The organism is Planktothrix agardhii, assembly GCF_904830935.1.
Taxonomy (GTDB): Bacteria; Cyanobacteriota; Cyanobacteriia; order Cyanobacteriales; family Microcoleaceae; genus Planktothrix; species Planktothrix agardhii.
In genome coordinates, this window is record NZ_LR882952.1 from 1,756,435 (window position 1) to 1,777,153 (window position 20,719).

Below are 20,719 nucleotides of genomic sequence, written 5' to 3' on the forward strand. Positions count from 1 at the left end.
AAAAAAATATGCAATACTTAAACATACAAATCCATAAAAATTAGGAGAGTTGAACATTGAGCATCAACAGCGAATATACCCTAAAAGAAGAGTTTAGTTGCTCCGGTGTGGGATTACATACGGGTGTGAACACAACGGTTAGAGTTTTACCTGCAAATATTGGGGAAGGACGCTATTTTGTGCGGGTTGATTTACCGGAAAATCCTAAAATTCCGGCTATATTAGAATCGGTATTATCCACAACTTTATCCACAGAATTAGGCACTATAAACGCTAAAGTTAGAACCGTTGAACATTTGTTAGCCGCCCTAACGGGAATGGGAATTGATCACGCTAGAATTGAAATTGATGGCCCAGAAGTCCCCTTATTAGATGGTTCGGCTCAAAATTGGGTAGAGGCGATCGCAACCGTTGGACGTCAACCCCTCGATATTCCCTCCCAGGACGTCCCTACTGTTCAAATTACCAAACCCCTATCCGTCCAGCAGGGCGATGGTTTTGTCGTCGCCTTTCCCGCATCCGAAACCCGATTTACCTACGGGATTGATTTTTCTGTCCCAGCCATTGGCAATCAATGGTATAGTTACACGGCTGATCCTGAAATCTTTGCGCGGGAAATTGCTCCGGCCAGAACCTTCACCCTAGAAGCACAGGTGGAACAGTTAGCAAGAGCGGGACTGATTCAAGGAGGTAGTCTGGATAATGCGATTGTGTGCGGAAAATCAGGATGGTTAAATCCACCTTTGAGATATGCAAATGAACCCGTGCGTCATAAAATTTTAGACTTAGTAGGGGATTTGAGTTTATTGGGTTTTCTGCCTCAAGCTCATTACTTAGCATACAAAGCCGGACACCATCTCCATGTTCAACTGGTTCAGGAAATATCAAAGTAGTAAGCCCTTTAGGGCTTCTTTCTACCACTAACGTTAACTTAAATTCATCGGATATGGACGACGCCCCTGTGTTGAACGCTGAAACAGTATTGATGATTGAGGAGATTCAAAATCTGTTACCCCATCGCTATCCCTTTGCGTTGGTGGATCGAATTATTGAATATGTCCCAGGTAAAAAGGCCGTGGGCCTCAAAAATGTCACCATTAATGAACCACATTTTCAAGGCCACTTCCCCGGACGTCCAATTATGCCCGGAGTTTTGATTGTGGAAGCCATGGCCCAGGTGGGCGGAGTGGTTTTAACTCAACTTCCTGATTTAAAAGGCAGTTTGTTTTTATTTGCGGGAATTGATAAAGTCCGATTCCGTCGTCCCGTAGTTCCGGGGGATCAATTGATCATGACTACGGAATTATTGGTCGTGAAACAACGCCGTTTTGGTAAAATGCAAGCTCGCGCCGAAGTCGATGGTAAACTGGCCTGTGAAGGAGAACTAATGTTCTCTCTTGTAGACTGAATTCTTATACCTTGTTAGGTTTTAACCTATTTTAATTTCTATGACGACCTTAATTCACCCCACTGCTGTGATTCATCCTGGTGCAGAACTCCATCCGACGGTTCAAGTTGGCGCTTATGCTGTAATTGGGGAATATGTTAAGGTCGGTGCAGATACGGTCATTGGTTCCCATGTTGTGATTCATGGCCGCACGGAAATTGGCGATCGCAATCAATTTTTTCCGGGGGCGGTAATTGGTTCGGAACCTCAAGATCTCAAATATGATGGTTCTTTGAGTTTAGTTAAAATTGGTAATGATAATCTGATTCGGGAATATGTCACAATTAATCGCGCTACAAATGCCGGGGACGCTACGATTATTGGGAATCAAAATCTATTAATGGCCTATGTTCATGTGGCCCATAATTGTGTGATTGAGGATCAGGTGGTAATTGCCAATTCTGTCGCCCTAGCGGGTCATGTTTATATTGAATCAAAAGCCCGATTAAGTGGGGTTTTAGGGGTGCATCAATTTGTCCATATTGGGAAATTAGCGATGATTGGCGGTATGACCCGAATTGATCGAGATGTGCCTCCATTTGTGTTAGTTGAGGGGAATCCTTCTAGGGTGCGATCTCTGAATTTAGTCGGGTTAAAACGGGCGGGATTTAGTTCGGAGGATTTTTCTTTATTAAAGAAAGCCTTTCGCTTATTATATCGTTCTGAATATTCTTTTACCCAAGGATTAGAACAGTTAGATTTATTATCGGATCATGCTGCTATTCAACATTTACGCCAGTTTATTAAACGTTCTCAAACCGATCCCGGACGTCGGGGAATGACTCCCGGGGCGAAACGCAAAACAACGGAAGATTAAGCGGGATTTTAGATAATCATGGATTTAAAAACACTCTATGAAACTGATGATGCTGAATGGTTACAAGAAACGGTTAAATTAATTAAAAATCACCAATTTGAACAGCTAGATATAGAGAACTTAATTGAGGAATTAGAGGATTTGGGTAAGGAAAAGAAAAACGCGGTAGTGAGTCTTTTGGAACAGATTATCCGTCATTTATTATTACTGCAATATTGGACAGGGGAAGCTGACTATAATAGAGTTCATTGGGAAGAAAAAATCTATAGTTTTAGAGTTCAGTTGAGACGAAAAATTACAACAAATCTCCGTAATTATTTAGATTCAGAATTTGATTCTATTTATCAGGATGCGTTAGGATTTGTCAAGATTAAAACTCAAAATTCCGTCAACTTTCCCCCAGAATGTCCTTACACCCTGGAGCAATTACTAGATATTAATTGGTTTCCAGTTTAGATTTTATTATAAAAATGATCCCGTAATAAACGATTAATAAAACGATAGCGATCGCCATTTCTTTGTAATAATAACCTATCCGTAGCATCATTCAAAAATCGTTGATAATTCCAAGGAATATTCCCATCTTTCCACAAAATCCATCGAATTACAAACTGTTCTATTTTTTGCTTTAAACCCGATTTTTCTAATAAAATTGCCCATAATAATCCCAATCCCATCCCCAGGATTAAAAGTGGAGTTGTTCTGAGAATAACTCCTGCTAATATTAATATTAGAATAATTCCCCAAATCAAACCTAGAATTAACTTTAATATTAACTTATAACGTGGTTTTTGTTCATTCTCATCTAACCAATGAATCGGTATTTTTTTCACTGAAAACTCTGTTAATTCATCGGTTGTTAGTCGAGTTGCTAACCATCCTAACCATCGTCTAAAACTTTCAGATTTTGGTGCTTTTCCCTGGGGATATTCCGATTTATGAATATCCTGATTCAGTTGACGACGAATATAAGCATTAAATAAATAATCACGTTGATCTTCAAAGGAATTAAGATGTTTCCAAGACATGATTAAAATTTCTTCATAAGCTAAGGTCATCATCGTTAGATATAGCGGTGTTTTTGCTAAATTTAATAAAGGTTTATCCCTTTCAATATTCTGCCAAAGTTCTCGACTACGAGAATTAATCAAATAATCTTGAATTTGTTGAATAGTTAAGGGACGTAAAAAAATAGCTCCATTCAAATCCAAGCGTTCCGATAGTTTTTGATAACTTATAACATTAGCACAGATCACCAAATGTAAAGGTGAAACATCCCCATTCAACATTTGATTAATTTGTTGAATATATTTAACTTGTTGATTCAAAGAAAGTTTATCTAATCCATCAATTAATGGTAAAATCTGAAGCTGTTGAATCCAATTTTGAACCACAGCAATAGAAATTCCATACTTAATATGCAGTTGTTCAACAATCCAATCTATAATCAATTGATCGGGATTCTTCCAAGTTGATAAATCCAGTAAAACAGGGATAGGTTCTTCAACATCAGTTTGAGCGCGACTAACTAATACTTTAGCTAATCCGATTAAGGTTGTAGTTTTTCCCGAACCAGTCGATCCTAAAATTAATAATCTGCCATTTAAACGATCAAAAACTTGAATAATTCCCGTATCATTCGTTAAACGAACACTCGGATGATGACTAACTTTTAACTCCACATCCCAGATTCGTCGCATTTTCAAGGGTGGCGTTTCTTGAGCTAAATAAGTTAATACCCCTCGATGTAAAGATTGTAAGCGATACTGTCTCACTTCATTTTGGACTTGAAGCAGCAACTTTTGACGATTGTGTAATTGAACCTGGGAAGAAGTCAATTTTGACATTGAAAATTTAGAATAAGTGAAAAACCGAAACCTACCTGTTTCCGCGAAAATATCACCAGTATAGCGCTACGCACTAGGGAACAGGGAACAGGCCGCGTCGTGAGCCGTGAGCCAGTCGAACGGTCGAACGAGAACACCGGAACAGTAAGCAGTGAATGAGTTTCAGAATTTAGAAGTGTCCTAACTTTAATGCGTAGCGCTATATAGCAATCCTAAATCTTCTCCGAAAAAAACATAGGAATTTTGTCTTCAAACCTCTACAATAAAACAGTCTAAAGCTGTGTAAGCATTCAGGACTGGGATTTGATAATTGATTTAAAAAGATAAAAATGGATATTTCACAAGCACCAATTTTAAAAACTCCAGAACCTGAATATGGAGATTTGATTTTTGATTCCCACACCTTAGCTATTTCAATCGTTGTACCTATTTACAATGAAGTAGAAAGTTTACCCCGACTGATTGCAGCGATTGATACAAATATGGCCGATTTGGGTTTAACCTATGAATTGATTTGTGTTGATGATGGGTCAAGCGATGGGTCTACGGAACTCCTGAAACAACAAGCCGAAATTAATCCTAATCTTAAAGCCATTGTTCTCCGGCGTAATTATGGTCAGACCGCAGCCATGGCGGCGGGGTTTAAGTATTCCCAGGGTCAGGTGATCATTACCCTGGATGGTGATTTACAAAACGATCCCCAGGATATTGCACTCCTGCTGAGGGAATTAGGTAAGGGGTATGATGTCGTCAGTGGTTGGCGGAAAAATCGACAGGATGACAAATTGAGCCGTTTGCTTCCCTCCCGCATTGCCAACTGGCTGATTAGCAAAATGACCGGAGTGCAGTTACATGACTATGGCTGTTCCCTCAAAGCCTACCGGACTGAGTTAATCGCCGATATGAACCTCTATGGAGAATTACACCGATTTTTACCCGCTTTAGCATTTATTGAAGGGGCAAAAATTACTGAAATTCCAGTTAACCATCATGCTCGTCGTTTTGGTCAGAGTAAGTATGGTTTAGATCGCACCTTTAGGGTGGTGATGGATCTGTTAACGATTTCTTTTATCAAAAAATTCCTAACTCGACCCATGCACGTTTTTGGTCTGTTGGGAATATCAGCTTTTGGGGTTGGAATTGTTGTTGGTGCTTATTTGAGTTTTATTCGCCTGGTCTTAGGCCAAGAGATTGCCGCTCGTCCCTTACTTACCCTGGCGGTACTCATGACCCTTACCGGAATTCAACTCTTTTGTTTTGGTCTATTAGCCGAACTCTCAATGCGAACCTATCACGAATCCCAAGATCGACCGATCTATCGAGTTCGTGAAGTGATCGAATCTAATGGTAAGAGCAATAACTCAAAAGCCCATTAATCTTCTAAACAGGGGATGGTACTGTTGACAGGAAAAACTTTACACATCATATATTCAGGGTGAAACCCCTCCCCAAGCTCTCCGTGCACAGGGGGTTTGTGGGGGCCGGACGGGTGACAAACCAATGAGGAGGAAGGGGTTTCTGCCGGATTGTTTTGAGGTTGAATACAAACAGCCACCTGTCCAACTCCAATCATTAAGGTTTGCACTCGTTCAAGAATTTGATCGAGATCCACGAGTAATGTTTCCGCCGCTAACAAAGAAGGGGTAACAATAAAAAAGGTTTTGACTCCGGTGGGACTAGGAGCAAAACCAAAGCTACATTCAGAAAGTTGAGACTGGTTTAAGGGAGTGAGAGCGTCAGAGAAACGTTTAATTAACGCCTGATGCAAAGACTGACTTAGCGCACGATCATCAGATATCGGTTGGGGTAACATGGTTCGTCCTTACCAAAAAATTCATTATAAAGCCCCGTCTTTTGGGGAAGCAGGGGAAGCAGGGGAAGCAGGGGAGCAGGGGGGGTAAACTCTTTTTATTACCAATTACCTATTACCCATTACCTATTACCCATTACCCACTTATGACGGCTTTTTATGATTTACCTATCATTTATTCTACCCTCCAGTTTAACATTAACTAATTTCCCATTGGTTTAAATTTTTAATCAGATTCATAAGTAAACCCTGGGTTAATCTCAGAACTTCCCTACATAACCAGCAGACCTAGCAATTAATTTTGTATTCTTTCTACCGGGGTATTGATCGTTTTAGCCTTTTTAAAAGTCAATAATCCTAACCCAGCCAAAAATAAAGTCAAAATTGCCATCACCACAATAAAGACTTTTTTGGTTTTCATCGTTGCTGCTTCATATTGCAACAACATTTCCTGTTTAATTTTTTTCTCTTGTTCCGAAGGTTCTGGATTCATGGAATTTAGTATTATGGGTTGAAAGTTGACGGTTAAACATTAACCGCCAACTACCTTCTAATTAACTCACCGAACTTTGGACAACCTCTTGAGACTGGGGTATACTTTCGGTCTGCATAGAAGCATACAAACGATTCAGAGCGTTCAAATAGGCCTGAGCCGAGGCTACAATAATATCGGTATTAACCGCATGACCGGAAAATACCCGGTCTTGATAACGTAACCGAATAGTAACTTCTCCAATCGCATCAATTCCCGCCGTCACCGACTGTACAGAAAACTCAATTAACTCATTAGGCACATTGGCGACCCGGTTAATCGCCTGATAGACCGCATCCACTGGGCCAGTCCCAATCGCGGCATCGGTTAATTCCTGACCATCGGGGGTGCGGACTGTCACCGTAGCCGTGGGACGGGCTTGATTTCCACAGGACACCTGGACAAATTCCAAGTGAAATAATTCCGGGGTTTGTTGAATTTCATCCTTAACAATGGCTTCCAAATCCCAATCGGTGATTTCTTTTTTCTTATCGGCCAATTCCTTAAACCGGACAAACGCCTTATTCACCTCCGGGTCGGTTAACTCAAATCCCAACTCCCGCATCCGAGATTGAAACGCATGACGCCCGGAATGTTTGCCCAAGACAATCAGGTTATCATTCAACCCAATAGATTGAGCATCCATAATTTCATAGGTGCGTTTATGCTTTAATATCCCATCTTGATGAATTCCCGACTCATGGGCAAAGGCATTCGCCCCAACAATCGCCTTATTCGGTTGGACTAACATCCCGGTCAAGTTAGACACCAAGCGAGAGGTTTTATAGATTTGGCGGGTATCAATATTGGTCAAGGAGGCTTCTGATTCTGGCTCTCGACCCAAAAAAGGATTAAAATACTGCCGACGGACGTGCAAAGCCATCACCAGTTCTTCTAAAGCAGCATTTCCAGCCCGTTCTCCGATGCCATTAATCGTGCATTCCAACTGTCGCGCCCCATTTTTTACCGCTTCTAAGAAGTTAGCAACGGCCAAACCCAAATCATTATGGCCATGGACGGAAATAATCGCTTGGTCGATATTGGGGACATTTTCCTTAATCCCTCTAATGATCGCCCCAAATTCCGCCGGGGTGGTATAACCGACGGTATCAGGTATATTAACCGTTGTCGCCCCGGCTGCGATCGCTCGCTCCAAAACTTGATACAAAAATTCTGGGTCAGACCGTCCCGCATCTTCAGGGGAAAACTCAATATCATCGACAAAGGATTTGGCATAGGCGACCATTTCTGAGGTAATATCCAAGACCTCAGACCGGGTTTTTTTCAATTTATATTGCAAATGGATATCGCTGGTAGCAATAAAAGTATGAATTCGGCGATGGAAAGCCGGAGAAACCGCCTTAGCCGCTGCTTCAATATCCCCTTTCACAGATCGGGCTAAACTACAAATCACCGGGCCATCTTCCGTACCTACTGCTTCTGCAATTCGAGAAACCGCATCAAAATCCCCATGACTGGCGATCGCAAATCCTGCCTCAATTACATCCACCCCTAAACGGGCTAATTGTCGAGCAATTACCAACTTCTCATCTACATTCAGGGTAGCCCCCGGACATTGTTCGCCATCGCGCAAAGTAGTATCAAAAATAATAATTCGGTCGGGGTTAGGTTGAAATTTCATCGCGGGAAAATCTCCTTGTAAGCGTTAACTGTTGACTGTTGACTGTTGACTGTTGACTGTTGACTGTTGACTGTTGACTGTTGACTGTTGACTTTTGGCTGTTCCGGTGTTTCGGTGTTTCGGTGTTCCGGTGTTCCGGCGTTCCCTAATCGTTAATAGTCTGTTTTTTCAATCTGTTCTCGAATATCGTTGAGATCGATATAACGATCGGTGGCATTCCGCAGTTCTCTAGCGATCATTCCTTCTGTAGAAACAACGGTAATATGAGTATTTTTAGATCGTAACAGTTCAATCGCTCGTTCAAAGTCCCCATCTCCACTAAAGAGGACGACCCGATCATATTGTTCTACGGTATTAAACATATCTACAACAATTTCAATATCTAAATTAGCTTTTTGGGAATACCGACCGGAACTATCATCGTAATATTCCTTGAGAATTTTAGTGCGAACTGTATAACCTAAACTGATCAGAGCATCTCGGAATCCTCGTTGATCTTGGGGGTCTTTGAGTCCTGTATACCAGAAGGCATTGACTAGGGTGATATCCACTTGTTCTGTTTTGAAATAGGTCAAAACCCTACGGGGATCAAAAAACCAACCATTTTTTTGTTGAGCATAGAACATATTGTTACCGTCCACAAAAATAGAAAGACGGTTTTTTACGTTAGGCATAGAAAATTAAGACCTAATATTTGTAGAATTGACACTCTCAGGTCTGAAGACACTGAGATTCTGCGGACAGAATTAGTTTAATCTAATTTTCGCTACGACTGCCGCATATCGTCTACTGAGTTGATTAAGCGACAAACCTAATCTTCCCGATACTTTTTTTAAAATATTAGCTGCACCATTTAAGTCAGCATTAACAACAAAACCATCAGATGTCCGATAAAGACCACGCTTAATTCTGTTTCCAGATGCTTTCCACCCTATCGGTTTTTCACCGTATTTGGGTAGGGAGTCCCCATCTAAGAAACTAGCTTTTGAAGTATAGGCTTCCTCGGTTTCAATAAACCTAATCCCGTGTAAATCACAGAGTTGTTTTACACGGGATTTTAATTTACCCAAAGGCATTTGAACCATTAGACATCTCCAAAATAGAAACGGGGAGGGATAGCAAGATGGTAAAATTGGATTTTACCCCAATGAGAGATGAGTAAATTAAGAGACTATCTGGACAAGAATCCCCAGCAAGCAAAAAGGCTATTAGGGATGGAATACGAACAGCTAATAAAACTTATTCAAGCCGCGGAGTTATTAGAGCAAGAAAGACGGCAGGAACAGGAAAAAGCTAAGATCAGGTTGATTAAAGCAGGCGGGGGTCGTCACCAGAAATTGTCTGTGGAGGAACAAATCTTACTAACTCTAATTTATCTGCATCAGATGCCGACATTTCAAATGTTAGGGTTACAGTTTGAAGTGAGTGAATCAACAGCGAATGATATTTTCCATAACAAGATAAAAATCTTGAGAGAATTACTGCCAGCCAGTTTAGTTGAGCAAATAAAAAAAAACGAGAGTGATTGGGAGTGGGTAGAAAAAATTCTGCTGGAATTTGAGTTAGTAGTAGATAGCTATGAACAGCCCATGCAAAGACCAACAGACAATGAAGAGCAAAAAAAATATTACTCAGGAAAGAAAAAAACACATACCTTTAAAAATCAAGTCATTGTCATGCCAAACGGGAAAGAAATAGTGGATATAGCTGTGGGTTATACCGGAGCAACAAGCGATCTAAAATTGTGGAGAGAAAGAAGGGAGGAATTGGGGAATAATCAAAAATACAGAGGGGATAAAGCTTATGTAGGGGAAACAGCAATTAATACACCATATAAGAAACCGAGGAATCAAGAAATATCGCTTGAACATCGAGAAGAAAATCGGTTAAAAGCCAAACAAAGGATTGTAGTCGAACATTTAATAAGACTGATAAAAATTTATCGAGTTGCTTCAGAAAGATTTCGGTTAAAGAGCCAAAATTATGAAGCAGTAATCTTGACAGTATGTGGACTAATAAGATGGCGAATAGGAGCGATTGTATTATTATCTAAGAATTGCCCAGAATGCTTTTAAAAAATGATTGAATATCAGAGATAAAATTCATTAATTATTATTAATGTAACTGAAAAAGCCTATGAATCCGTTACTTTGGGAGAACCAGGCACAGGAGTGCTAGAGGTTCAAAAAGTAGCGATAGAGAGCATTTGGGAATTTTCGGAGATGTCTAATTACTAACGCTTTGAGCCGTACTTGTCCAAGCTGTTAGGATTTGGTTGCCAGCGTTACTAAAACTGGGTTTGTCATTAACTGCGGTAACAGTGATGGCTGCGGTGTCGGTGAGGGCGCTGAAGACTGTGCTACCGCCGTTGGTGCTAGTGTCAGCAGTGCTGCCATTAGCACCCGCCATTTGATCCCAAGCGCGGAAGGTAATGCCGTTGGTGACAGTGCCGTTGTAGTTGGGAGTTGGTTGGAAATAAATGCGGGTATTGGCATTAGCTGCCAGTAGGCGAGCATTGGTATCGGATACTGCGCCCAAAGCAGTCCAAGTAGTACCGCCATCTATGGTGTAAAACCAACTGCCGTTAGTGGTGTCGGCCCCAGTGATGGCTACCCCTGCGACTGCGCCAGTGTCGGAGTCGGTGATGTTTGTACCGATAGCTGCAATGGATGAGATGAGGTTGCCGACTGCGCCAGTGGGAACATCTGCATCTTCTAGGATGGGAGTGAGGGTGACAACGGTATCGGCAAGAACGGGGGCGGTATTAAGAAGAATCGTGCCATAAACATCCTTATTGTCTTGGTTAGATCCTTGACCGTTGGCGGGAGTGTTAGCAGCTGGAGTGTTAGCTTGGTTGCCAGCGTTATTGCCGGTAAAGGTGGCCCCTAATGAGGTGACAGTAGGGAGTGCGGTGGGCATTCCTTGGTCGTTGCCATTGGTGTTGGTGAGGGATGTCATGGCAAATATTGCCCCACCTTTGCCTTGGCCGGGGTTGGTTTCACTACTACTGGGACTGGTTCGGGCGCCATTACCGCCTGTGGCAGTGTTGTTACTAAAGGTTGCGTTGTTTAGAGTCAAAGATCCTTGGCGAATAAAGATGGCACCCCCAAGGCCAGCGCCACCGCCGCCGGATCGGCCGTTAGCACCAATGCCGTTGCCACCAAACCTGCCGCCGGTACCAGTGGTGTTTATGACACCACCACCACCGCCACCGTAGCCGCCGTTGCCACCCCCGCCGGGGCCCCAGCCCCCACCGCCGCCGAAGCCGCCGTTGCCACCACGTTGGCCGCGACCAGCACCGCCGCCGCCGCCGAACCCCCCTGCGCCTCCGACGGTCTGCGGATCGTTTCTGATGGTGCCACCTCCACCGAAAAGGCCAATGCCACCACCGTAGTTGCCGTTGCCGCCATAGCCGCCAGTTCCACTGCCATTGGCAAACAGACCGCCGCCACTGCCACCAGATGGGCTACTACCGAACATCCCGCCGCCACCATAGCCGCCACCATAGCCGCGGTCAGCCCCAGTACCGCCGATCGCGGTATTGTTACTAAAGGTGACGTTATTCACCCCCACAGTGCCATTGTAGATGAATAAACCGCCACCCATGCCAGCGCCACGACCGCCGTCGTAAGCAGCTCCTCCTTGGGCTCGGCTGTTGGTGACTGTCATGTTGGAGAAATTCACGGTTCCCGACTTGACGAAGAAGGGACGAAAAGCATTATCGCCACTGACAGTATGGTTATTGCCAATAAAATCAATATTGCTGTTAACTAGGGTCTTCATTACCCCTTTAACAGTAACGTTTGTTTGTAGGGTAATAGTGTCATCGCCTGCGGCCTTATTCGCGTCTAAAATGGCTTTGCTTAATGTACCTGCTAGAGTGCCAGTGCCATCATCATCTGCTACCGTGACATTAAAGTTAGCCAGTGTATATTCATAATCTGCCATCGCCTCCTGATTAAAGGGTACGGTGGCTTCTATTTTGCCCGTTACTATTTCTAAATCCCAGTCGCCACCTAATGCTTGATTTCCGGTTAAGTCGTTAGAGGCAGCGACATCTGCCCCGGTAATTTCACTTAATCGTTCAACAAAATTCTTGCCAGTTTCTCCGGCGGCTACGTCGCATCCATACAATAGGATATCGCCATTTTCTGTGAGGGCATTTCCCCACTGTTTTAGCTGAGTATTAAAATTTTCTATATCATTCCCATTCAGTACATCAGTACCGAGTTTTAAACTGCCTTCGCTACCGTGAGAAAGTATCTGTACAGATTCAATATTTTTTTGATTAGCTAAGGCATTAGTAATTTGTTCAATCCCGCTAGATATGTTATCTAAAATTACAATTTGAGCGGTATCGGCGTTATTAATTAAGCTTTGATAATCTTGTACTGAGGAGTCTACGAAAATGATTTGCTTGTTCACGGCAGATTACGTGATTTTTTTGTAAAGTAATTTAATTCTTAGGTATGTAGTTGCGCTTCAGCGCTCTTAAGAATCGCCCAAGTGCAACTATGTACCTATTGTTCAAGGCACGAACTCCGTGAGAACCCTAACCATAATATTGTAAATCTATCGAAAGGTAGATGTCAATACCTAAATATTAGTAATTTTTCCAGGTAATCTTTAGCAAATCAGCACCCGTTTTTGTTCCGGGGAAATAAATACGGAAAACTCATTATTTTCACTCATGGCTTCCAACATTCGCTCCACTAAACCCCCCACTGGGCTAGTCATAGCTGCGTGAAACCTGATTGCTGCCAGTAAAGTAGAACCTGATCGTGGTAGTCCTGATATAAAGTGGGCTTTCACTGGCTTCGGTGTTGCAATGCTTACAGGTAGAATGGTTTGTTGTTGAGTCAGTCTGGTTAGGTCACCTGAATTAATTTAAAAGGCTGTATTTATACCTTTATACAGATGACACGCGACACTTTCAATATAAATAACCTAACAAGGTGCTTTTCGGTTGTCAATGGTTTAGCCGCTCAATGACAAATCTTTATATTTATTTGAGATATTTTACAGAAATTATCAAAAAAGTCGCAGTGATAACGTGGCGCGGGGGCGGGTTTATGATATTATTGATTTTATGTGTTTGTGTTATAGTCAAAAAAAGTAAATATAAATAACCATCTGCGTTAATCTTTACTATATTATTTCCAGGTGATACTATGAAATTTATTAATCCCAAAACAGACTACGCCTTTAAAAAAATCTTTGGTTCGGATCAAAGTCAAGATATTTTAATTAGTTTTCTGAATGCAATTGTCTATCAAGGTGAGACTTTCATCACTTCTTTAGAAATTATTGATCCCTACGCCCCCGGCAGAATTTCTGGTTTAAAAACCACTTATTTTGATGTTAAGGCTCAACTGAATAACGGCGAAAATGTATTAATTGAAATGCAGGCGTTTAATGTCCCAGCTTTTGGCAAAAGGATTCTTTATAATACGGCAAAAATGTATGTTAATCAACTAAAATTAGGGGAAGTTTATCCAGAATTAAGAGCAGCAATTGGTGTAGCGGTGACGGATTTTATTATGTTTAATGAACATAATAAAGTCATTTCACAATTTACGCTCAAGGAAGATGAGTTACAAGTAAATTATCAACATAGTCCGTTAAAATTAGTATTTGTGGAGTTACCAAAATTTAATAAAACTCTGGAAGAATTAACAACTATTACGGATAAATGGCTTTATTTTTTACGCAAAGCACCGGATTTAGAAGTAGTGCCAGAATCTATGTTAATTGTACCGGAAATTGAGAAGGCTTTTGCGATCGCTGATCGGGTAAACTTAAGTTTAGAGGAAGTAGATGATTTGGAGAAACGAGAACAGTTTGAACGGGAAAGAATAGGTGCTATTGAGTTGGGTAAGGCTCAAGGGTTGGCTGAAGGGATACAAATTGGTGAACAAATTGGTGAACAAAGAGGTGAACAAAGGGGTGAACAAAGGGGTAAAATAAATCTGATTAAACGCCAATTAAAACGGCAATTAGGTGAACTAAATCAATCAATAGAAGATAGTTTATCACAGCTATCATCAGAGCAGTTATCGGCTTTGGCTGAAGCTATTTTTGATTTTTCTAGTGTAGGTGATTTATCCAGTTGGTTAGAAACTAATTGCCCTAGTTGAACAGGACTGAGGTATTATCTAAGTCCCTACCTATATTATTTTCCACTAACACTATGAAATTCATTAATCCCAAAACAGACTACGCCTTTAAAAAAATCTTTGGTTCGGATCAAAGTCAAGATATTTTAATTAGTTTTCTGAATGCAATTGTCTATCAAGGTGAGACTTTTATCACTTCTTTAGAAATTATTGATCCCTACGCCCCCGGCAGAATTTCTGGTTTAAAAACCACTTATTTTGATGTTAAGGCTCAACTGAATAACGGCGAAAATGTATTAATTGAAATGCAGGCGTTTAATGTCCCAGCTTTTGGCAAAAGGATTCTTTATAATACGGCAAAAATGTATGTTAATCAACTAAAATTAGGGGAAGTTTATCCAGAATTAAGAGCAGCAATTGGTGTAGCGGTGACGGATTTTATTATGTTTAATGAACATAATAAAGTCATTTCACAATTTACGCTCAAGGAAGATGAGTTACAAGTAAATTATCAACATAGTCCGTTAAAATTAGTATTTGTGGAGTTACCAAAATTTAATAAAACTCTGGAAGAATTAACAACTATTACGGATAAATGGCTTTATTTTTTACGCAAAGCACCGGATTTAGAAGTAGTGCCAGAATCTATGTTAATTGTACCGGAAATTGAGAAGGCTTTTGCGATCGCTGATCGGGTAAACTTAAGTTTAGAGGAAGTAGATGATTTGGAGAAACGAGAACAGTTTGAACGGGAAAGAATAGGTGCTATTGAGTTGGGTAAGGCTCAAGGGCGAACTGAAGGGTTGACTCAAGGGCGTGCTGAAGGGCGTGCTGAAGGGCGTGCTGAAGGGCGTGCTGAAGGTATTGAAATTGGTCAAATAAATCTGATTAAACGCCAATTAAAACGGCAATTAGGTGAACTAAATCAATCAATAGAAGATAGTTTATCACAGCTATCATCAGAGCAGTTATCGGCTTTGGCTGAAGCTATTTTCGACTTTTCTAGTGTAGGTGATTTATCCAGTTGGTTAGAAACTAATTGTCCTAGTTGAAATAGAATAAACTAAGAATCCACTAGCCTTTAGGTAGTGGAGTATCAATCAAAGATAACTGTGTATATTTTACCTATAGTTTGTAAACTGTAATGCAGCCGGATAATCTTCTTCTTTCAGACGCTGAATTACTAATTGTAAATCATCTTTAGATTTAGCTGAAATCCTAACAGAATCCCCCTGAATAGATGCTTGTAATTTTTTAAATTCATCTTTAATTAATTTAGTGATTTGTTTTGATACTTCTTGAGTTAAACCTTTTCTGAGTTTAATTTCCTGTCTGACTCGATTACCACTGGAAGATTCTACTTTCCCATAATCAAAAATCTTCAAAGAAAGATTCCGTTTAGCGGATTTAGTTTGCAAAATTGTATGAATTGCATCGAGGGTAAACTCGCTATCTGTATTAACTATAATCGCAGTTTCCCCTAATTCTAGGGTAGTCTTAGTATCTTTCAAATCATAACGGCTTTTAATTTCCCGTTCGGTTTGATCAACAGCATTAACTAATTCCTGGCGGTCAAAATCACTAACAATATCAAATGAATAAGTAGAAGCCATAGTCAATTGTAATTATTTAATAAAAAAACTATCAGCGTAGAGACGTGCCAAGAGCGCGTCTGTACGAGTGACTGATTCAACATTGGTATTAACTACTAATCCAAATAGAATAGCGTCACAATTTTGCGCTGATTTTCAGCTTCCTCACAGGTACTTAGGAGGGTGACACTATCATGGTAGGCAAAACAGATTAACTGTTGACACCGAGAAATAATCTGTTGGTTGCAAAACCCACTAGCTTCAGCTAGGGATAAATCATCACCCTTAGCATTTTCCACCACATGAATCACCTGTTCTAACTGCTGGCGGGACTCCCTAGGCTGACGTTTCATGCTTTGGGGCAAAATTACCGTCAACAAATTGGGGTTAGCCCGCATTGCGCCTCGAATCGCCGCCGCGTTCGTTCCCGTTGAACCCGATGTAATCAAATGATTGCCTTCTAAAACCAAGGCATAACTCATCATCTCGATCAAGTTTTGATGGGTTAGGGGAATATGGCGGGAACCCAACAAAGCAACACGCTTGGAGCCAGTTTGTTGAATGGCTGCCAATTCTTCTAAAAAGTCATCTACTTTCGGCAGATTGATAGATTGGTTCAAGGATAATTACAAAATATAATCAGGACAATCCTGTAGATTTTAGCAAATTCAGCGACAATTATTCTGAGTGCAACTAAAGTTTTTATCTAATTTCATTGACTGTGATTGTTATGACAGCAACAACCGCCCAACCGACCTGGAATCAACAGTTTACCAGCCCCGCAACTGAGTTTCCGCCCACACCCTTACCCATTTTGTCGGGAAAAATACCCTCTGGGTTACGGGGTTCTTTATATCGTAATGGCCCAGGACGATTGGCACGGGGAGGACACCGAGTTGGACATTGGTTTGATGGAGATGGGGCAATTTTAGGGGTTCATTTCAGCGAAAAAGGGGCAACCGGGGTCTATCGTTATGTTCAAACCGCAGGCTATCAAGAGGAAGAACAAAAAAACCGTTTTATCTATGGTGGCTATGGAATGAAACCTTCGGGAAACCTTTGGGAACGTTTTCGTAAACCCCTAAAAAATGCGGCGAATACTTCAGTTTTAGCTTTACCCGATAAATTATTGGCGTTGTGGGAAGGGGGACAACCCCATAGTTTAGATTTAGAAACCTTAGAAACCCAGGGACTGGACAACCTCCAGGGTTTAGCTGAAAATACCCCCTATTCTGCTCACCCTAAAATTGATCCCGAAACCGGGGATATTTTTAATTTTGGGCAAATTTTGGGGCCGACTCCTGAGTTAATTTTATATCGGAGCGATCGCACGGGCAACATCAAACAACAAAATAAAATTCCTCTGGATGGAATTTCTGCCCTGCATGATTTTGTCCTAGCGGGTGAATATTTAATTTTTGTAATTCCCCCACTGCGGTTAAAACTTTTACCCGTATTTCTTCAGTTGAAATCCTTTAGTGAAGCCCTATCCTGGCAACCCCAAACCCCCACCCAAATTTTAATAATTGATCGTCATAATTTAACCTTAGTTAATCGGATTGAAACTGAACCTTGGTTTCAGTGGCATTTTAGCAATGGTTATGTTGCAACAGATGGAACGGTTATTGTTGATTTTGTCCGATATCAAGATTTCCAAACCAATCAATATTTAAAAGAAGTTGCCACCGGAAACACTCAAACCTTAGCCAAATCGACCTTATGGCGGATGGTATTGCAACCTCAAACGGGTAAATTACTACAATTGGAAGAACTCTGCGATCGCCATTGTGAATTTCCCTCGGTCAACCCCCAAGAAGTGGGAAAAAAAGCTCAATTTACCTATTTATCCCTTCATAAATCCGGTATTAATCCGGCGGTCGAAATGTTTGGCACAATTGGACGTTTTAATCATCAAACCCAAACCTTAACTACCGCCAATTTAGGGGAAAATCGTTATCCGATGGAACCTTTATTTGTTCAAGATCTCGATCATCCTCAACAGGGTTGGGTTTTAACCATTGTTTATGATGCTCGGCAAAATTCCAGCGAAGTTTGGATATTTGATGCCCAATCTTTAAACACGGAACCTGTTTGTCGGTTAGGATTACCCCATGTAGTTCCGAATGGATTTCATGGAACTTGGAAACCCGCGACTTAGGTTTGATAATCAGGCGAAATCGGTGGGGGTATAACCTCACCAATATGTAAAAATAATAAACAAATAAGAAAACGTATCCGGCACAAAGTATGGCTGTGGAGTCTCGATATCATCCTGCATCCCTCGAACAAAAGTGGCAACAAACCTGGGAAGAACAGGGGTTGTATAAAACCCCAACCGATAAAAACAAGCCCAAATTTTACGCCCTATCCATGTTCCCCTATCCGTCGGGGAGTCTACACATGGGTCACGTTCGCAATTACACTATTACCGACGTGATCGCCCGACTCAAACGGATGCAAGGCTATCGTGTCTTACATCCGATGGGGTGGGACGCCTTTGGACTCCCTGCCGAAAATGCCGCCATTGACCGAGGAATTCCTCCGGCGGAATGGACATATCAAAATATTGCCCAAATGCGGGAACAACTGCAAAAGTTAGGATTCTCCATTGACTGGGAAAAAGAAGTTACCACCTGTTCCCCGGAATATTACCGTTGGACACAATGGCTGTTTTTACAATTCTATAAGTGTGGACTCGCCTATCAAAAAGAAGCGGCGGTTAATTGGGATCCAATTGATCAAACGGTGCTTGCTAATGAACAAGTCGATAATGAGGGAAGATCTTGGCGGTCTGGCGCTATTGTTGAACAGAAATTATTGCGTCAATGGTTCCTAAAAATTACCGATTATGCTAACGAATTGCTCAACGATTTAGAGCATTTAAACGGCTGGCCGGAACGGGTTAAATTAATGCAGGCTAACTGGATCGGACAATCCATTGGGGCACAGTTAGAATTTCCGATCATTGGGTTAGATGAAAAGATTGCTGTTTTTACCACCCGTCCCGATACGGTTTATGGGGTTTCCTATCTCGTATTAGCCCCGGAACATCCCTTAGTTGCTCAGGTGACAACCCCGGAACAAAAAGCCGCCGTAGAAGCATTTATTCAAGAGGTAAAAAACGAAAGTCAAACCGATCGCACCTCAGAAGATAAACCGAAACGCGGCGTTCCTACGGGGGGAAAAGCCCTTAATCCTTTTAATGAAGAAGAAATTCCGATTTGGATTGCGGATTATGTTTTATATGGATATGGAACAGGCGCGGTCATGGGAGTTCCGGCCCATGATCTGCGTGATTTTCAATTTGCCACTCAATACGATTTACCCATCAAACAGGTGATTGTTCCCGATGATGCGGATAATGATAATGAGGAAAATGATCGGATCACAACGGCCTATACGGGGACGGGAATTTTAGTCGAATCCTGTAATTTTAGTGGGGAAAATTCCGAACACGGAAAACAAGCAATTATTAACTATGCAGAAGATGAAGGATATGGCAAAGGAATTATTCAATATCGCCTCAGAGATTGGTTGATTTCCCGTCAACGCTATTGGGGAACTCCGATCCCAATTATTCACTGTCCGAATTGTGGGGCGGTGGCTGTTCCCGATCAAGATTTACCCGTAAAATTGCCGGAAAATGTAAAATTTAGTGGTCGAGGTTTATCTCCTTTAGCCCAATTAGAAGATTGGATTAATGTGCCTTGTCCTAGTTGTGGAACTCCTGCTAAACGGGAAACCGATACCATGGATACTTTTATTGATTCTTCTTGGTATTATTTGCGTTATCCTGATGCCAAAAATGATCAACAAGTCTTCAATCCAGCTATTACTAATGATTGGATGGGGGTAGATCAATATGTGGGCGGAATTGAACACGCAATTTTACATTTATTATATTCTCGATTCTTCACAAAAGTTGTGCGCGATCGCGGATTATTACATTGTAAAGAGCCCTTTGAAAAGTTATTAACTCAAGGGATGGTACAGGGAATTACCTATAAAAACCGCACCACAGGTAAGTATTTTTCCGCTTCCCAAGTTAGTCCGAGTAATCCCCAAGATCCGACCACGGGAGAAAGGTTAGAAGTCTTCTATGAGAAGATGTCTAAATCTAAATATAATGGGGTTGATCCGTTAGAAGTGATGGGTAAATATGGGGCTGATACCGCCCGAATGTTTATTCTATTTAAAGCTCCTCCTGAGAAGGATTTAGAATGGGATGATGCCGATGTTGAGGGACAATTTCGCTTCTTAAATCGGGTTTGGAGAATTGTTACTGAATTTGCTGAAATTACGACTTCTAAACCTAAGAATCGAGAATTAACTAAAGTCGAAAAAGACTTAAAACGGGCGATTCATACGGCTATTAAAGAAGTCAGCGAGGATTTAAACGGAGACTATCAATTTAATACGGCGGTATCTGAATTGATGAAACTCAGTAATGCTTTATCAGAGGCGAATTGTCAGGAGTCTATCGTTTATTCTGAAGGCATTGAAACCCTGTTAAAATTATTAGCTCCCTTTGCTCCCCATATTGCGGAGGAATTATGGCAATTGATTGGAAAAACGGGTTCAATTCATACTCAAATATGGCCTGAGCATGAGCCAGAAGCCTTGGTAGTTGATGAAATTACCTTAGTGATTCAAATTAATGGAAAAACCCGCGGCACGCTGCAAGTCCCAGCAACCGCCAATCACCAAACTTTAGAAGAATATGCCCGAAATTCTGAAGTTAGTCAACGTCATATTGGGGATAAAACCATTAAAAAAGTGATTGTTGTCCCAGGAAAATTAGTTAATTTTGTGGTCGTTTAACCTAGAATGGTTAAAATACTTTAAGATGCCTCCAAACTTTTCCGGTTTGGGGGTTTTTTATAAAGGGAATCAACTATCTGTGAACCTGAATTTAT

19 protein-coding genes are annotated in these 20,719 nt (G+C 41.3%); 10 read left to right on the forward strand and 9 right to left on the reverse strand.

The window, feature by feature from the left end; all coding sequences use genetic code 11:
* The first annotated feature begins 56 nt into the window (after window positions 1-56).
* Genes lpxC through NMG88_RS08200 form a run of 4 tightly spaced genes read left to right on the forward strand, consistent with a single transcriptional unit; the run spans window position 57 to window position 2,720 of the window.
* Complete coding sequence (gene lpxC / locus NMG88_RS08185; RefSeq protein ID WP_227350406.1) at window positions 57-893, forward strand: UDP-3-O-acyl-N-acetylglucosamine deacetylase; 837 nt, start codon at window positions 57-59, stop codon at window positions 891-893.
* Between the two features lie 53 nt (window positions 894-946).
* The gene (gene fabZ / locus NMG88_RS08190) at window positions 947-1,408 is read left to right on the forward strand and encodes a 3-hydroxyacyl-ACP dehydratase FabZ (protein ID WP_042153372.1); all 462 of its coding nucleotides are present in this window, start codon (window positions 947-949) and stop codon (window positions 1,406-1,408) included.
* Window positions 1,409-1,448: 40 nt separating this feature from the next.
* Window positions 1,449-2,264 (forward strand): acyl-ACP--UDP-N-acetylglucosamine O-acyltransferase, encoded by an 816-nt coding sequence (gene lpxA / locus NMG88_RS08195; protein ID WP_235765659.1) that lies wholly within the window; start codon window positions 1,449-1,451, stop codon window positions 2,262-2,264.
* A gap of 18 nt (window positions 2,265-2,282) precedes the next feature.
* The gene (locus NMG88_RS08200) at window positions 2,283-2,720 is read left to right on the forward strand and encodes a DUF29 domain-containing protein (RefSeq protein ID WP_227350408.1); all 438 of its coding nucleotides are present in this window, start codon (window positions 2,283-2,285) and stop codon (window positions 2,718-2,720) included.
* Here the strand turns inward: NMG88_RS08200 and NMG88_RS08205 are convergent.
* The gene (locus NMG88_RS08205; RefSeq protein WP_141292620.1) at window positions 2,717-4,111 is read right to left on the reverse strand and encodes an NACHT domain-containing protein; all 1,395 of its coding nucleotides are present in this window, start codon (window positions 4,109-4,111) and stop codon (window positions 2,717-2,719) included. The two genes, NMG88_RS08200 and NMG88_RS08205, sit on opposite strands and share 4 nt — an antisense overlap.
* A gap of 329 nt (window positions 4,112-4,440) precedes the next feature.
* On the opposite strand from NMG88_RS08205, the gene NMG88_RS08210 reads away from it, so the two are divergent.
* On the forward strand, window positions 4,441-5,487 hold the full coding sequence (locus NMG88_RS08210; RefSeq protein ID WP_026797081.1) for a glycosyltransferase family 2 protein: 1,047 nt from the start codon (window positions 4,441-4,443) through the stop codon (window positions 5,485-5,487).
* Here the strand turns inward: NMG88_RS08210 and NMG88_RS08215 are convergent.
* From NMG88_RS08215 to NMG88_RS08235, 5 genes are all read right to left on the reverse strand, one after another.
* Entirely contained in the window at window positions 5,484-5,924 is a 441-nt protein-coding gene (locus NMG88_RS08215; RefSeq protein ID WP_026794578.1) for a hypothetical protein, read from the reverse strand. The genes NMG88_RS08210 and NMG88_RS08215 overlap by 4 nt on opposite strands.
* A gap of 292 nt (window positions 5,925-6,216) precedes the next feature.
* The gene (locus tag NMG88_RS08220; RefSeq protein ID WP_026797079.1) at window positions 6,217-6,414 is read right to left on the reverse strand and encodes a hypothetical protein; all 198 of its coding nucleotides are present in this window, start codon (window positions 6,412-6,414) and stop codon (window positions 6,217-6,219) included.
* Between the two features lie 61 nt (window positions 6,415-6,475).
* Complete coding sequence (locus NMG88_RS08225) at window positions 6,476-8,095, reverse strand: 2-isopropylmalate synthase (RefSeq protein WP_026797078.1); 1,620 nt, start codon at window positions 8,093-8,095, stop codon at window positions 6,476-6,478.
* Window positions 8,096-8,247: 152 nt separating this feature from the next.
* Window positions 8,248-8,769, reverse strand: a complete 522-nt coding sequence (locus NMG88_RS08230; RefSeq protein WP_026788799.1) for a LabA-like NYN domain-containing protein — start codon at window positions 8,767-8,769, stop codon at window positions 8,248-8,250.
* Window positions 8,770-8,841: 72 nt separating this feature from the next.
* Window positions 8,842-9,180: a zinc ribbon domain-containing protein gene (locus NMG88_RS08235; protein ID WP_227365893.1), complete on the reverse strand. Its 339-nt coding sequence runs from the start codon at window positions 9,178-9,180 to the stop codon at window positions 8,842-8,844.
* Window positions 9,181-9,249: 69 nt separating this feature from the next.
* On the opposite strand from NMG88_RS08235, the gene NMG88_RS08240 reads away from it, so the two are divergent.
* Complete coding sequence (locus tag NMG88_RS08240; RefSeq protein WP_042154442.1) at window positions 9,250-10,170, forward strand: transposase family protein; 921 nt, start codon at window positions 9,250-9,252, stop codon at window positions 10,168-10,170.
* A gap of 151 nt (window positions 10,171-10,321) precedes the next feature.
* Here NMG88_RS08240 and NMG88_RS08245 read toward each other — a convergent pair whose 3' ends face one another.
* The gene (locus NMG88_RS08245) at window positions 10,322-12,520 is read right to left on the reverse strand and encodes a DUF4347 domain-containing protein (protein WP_254035309.1); all 2,199 of its coding nucleotides are present in this window, start codon (window positions 12,518-12,520) and stop codon (window positions 10,322-10,324) included.
* Between the two features lie 746 nt (window positions 12,521-13,266).
* Here NMG88_RS08245 and NMG88_RS08250 point away from each other — a divergent pair.
* Together NMG88_RS08250 and NMG88_RS08255 are read left to right on the forward strand one after the other, a co-directional pair.
* Complete coding sequence (locus NMG88_RS08250; RefSeq protein ID WP_254030434.1) at window positions 13,267-14,232, forward strand: Rpn family recombination-promoting nuclease/putative transposase; 966 nt, start codon at window positions 13,267-13,269, stop codon at window positions 14,230-14,232.
* Window positions 14,233-14,285: 53 nt separating this feature from the next.
* Complete coding sequence (locus NMG88_RS08255; RefSeq protein ID WP_254033316.1) at window positions 14,286-15,263, forward strand: Rpn family recombination-promoting nuclease/putative transposase; 978 nt, start codon at window positions 14,286-14,288, stop codon at window positions 15,261-15,263.
* Between the two features lie 69 nt (window positions 15,264-15,332).
* Here NMG88_RS08255 and NMG88_RS08260 read toward each other — a convergent pair whose 3' ends face one another.
* Both NMG88_RS08260 and NMG88_RS08265 read right to left on the reverse strand, forming a co-directional pair.
* Complete coding sequence (locus NMG88_RS08260; RefSeq protein WP_026788794.1) at window positions 15,333-15,824, reverse strand: YajQ family cyclic di-GMP-binding protein; 492 nt, start codon at window positions 15,822-15,824, stop codon at window positions 15,333-15,335.
* A 95-nt stretch (window positions 15,825-15,919) separates the two neighbouring features.
* A complete protein-coding gene (locus NMG88_RS08265; RefSeq protein WP_026788793.1) occupies window positions 15,920-16,423 on the reverse strand; it encodes a hypothetical protein in 504 nt (167 codons plus the stop codon).
* A 110-nt stretch (window positions 16,424-16,533) separates the two neighbouring features.
* On the opposite strand from NMG88_RS08265, the gene NMG88_RS08270 reads away from it, so the two are divergent.
* Window positions 16,534-17,961, forward strand: coding sequence for a carotenoid oxygenase family protein (locus NMG88_RS08270; RefSeq protein WP_227350409.1), 1,428 nt, complete (start codon window positions 16,534-16,536; stop codon window positions 17,959-17,961).
* 95 nt (window positions 17,962-18,056) lie between these two features.
* On the forward strand, window positions 18,057-20,624 hold the full coding sequence (gene leuS, locus NMG88_RS08275) for a leucine--tRNA ligase (RefSeq protein WP_042157288.1): 2,568 nt from the start codon (window positions 18,057-18,059) through the stop codon (window positions 20,622-20,624).
* The last annotated feature ends 95 nt before the right edge of the window (window positions 20,625-20,719 follow it).

Bases quoted from the DNA above. Each gene is read 5' to 3' on its own strand.
- NMG88_RS08230 (WP_026788799.1), bottom strand. From the start codon at position 8,769: ATGCCTAACGTAAAAAACCGTCTTTCTATTTTTGTGGACGGTAACAAT.
- NMG88_RS08225 (WP_026797078.1), bottom strand. From the start codon at position 8,095: ATGAAATTTCAACCTAACCCCGACCGAATTATTATTTTTGATACTACT.
- NMG88_RS08215 (WP_026794578.1), bottom strand. From the start codon at position 5,924: ATGTTACCCCAACCGATATCTGATGATCGTGCGCTAAGTCAGTCTTTG.
- NMG88_RS08210 (WP_026797081.1), top strand. From the start codon at position 4,441: ATGGATATTTCACAAGCACCAATTTTAAAAACTCCAGAACCTGAATAT.
- lpxA (WP_235765659.1), top strand. From the start codon at position 1,449: ATGACGACCTTAATTCACCCCACTGCTGTGATTCATCCTGGTGCAGAA.
- NMG88_RS08205 (WP_141292620.1), bottom strand. From the start codon at position 4,111: ATGTCAAAATTGACTTCTTCCCAGGTTCAATTACACAATCGTCAAAAG.
- NMG88_RS08240 (WP_042154442.1), top strand. From the start codon at position 9,250: ATGAGTAAATTAAGAGACTATCTGGACAAGAATCCCCAGCAAGCAAAA.
- fabZ (WP_042153372.1), top strand. From the start codon at position 947: ATGGACGACGCCCCTGTGTTGAACGCTGAAACAGTATTGATGATTGAG.
- NMG88_RS08270 (WP_227350409.1), top strand. From the start codon at position 16,534: ATGACAGCAACAACCGCCCAACCGACCTGGAATCAACAGTTTACCAGC.
- NMG88_RS08260 (WP_026788794.1), bottom strand. From the start codon at position 15,824: ATGGCTTCTACTTATTCATTTGATATTGTTAGTGATTTTGACCGCCAG.
- NMG88_RS08235 (WP_227365893.1), bottom strand. From the start codon at position 9,180: ATGGTTCAAATGCCTTTGGGTAAATTAAAATCCCGTGTAAAACAACTC.
- NMG88_RS08220 (WP_026797079.1), bottom strand. From the start codon at position 6,414: ATGAATCCAGAACCTTCGGAACAAGAGAAAAAAATTAAACAGGAAATG.
- NMG88_RS08250 (WP_254030434.1), top strand. From the start codon at position 13,267: ATGAAATTTATTAATCCCAAAACAGACTACGCCTTTAAAAAAATCTTT.
- NMG88_RS08200 (WP_227350408.1), top strand. From the start codon at position 2,283: ATGGATTTAAAAACACTCTATGAAACTGATGATGCTGAATGGTTACAA.
- NMG88_RS08255 (WP_254033316.1), top strand. From the start codon at position 14,286: ATGAAATTCATTAATCCCAAAACAGACTACGCCTTTAAAAAAATCTTT.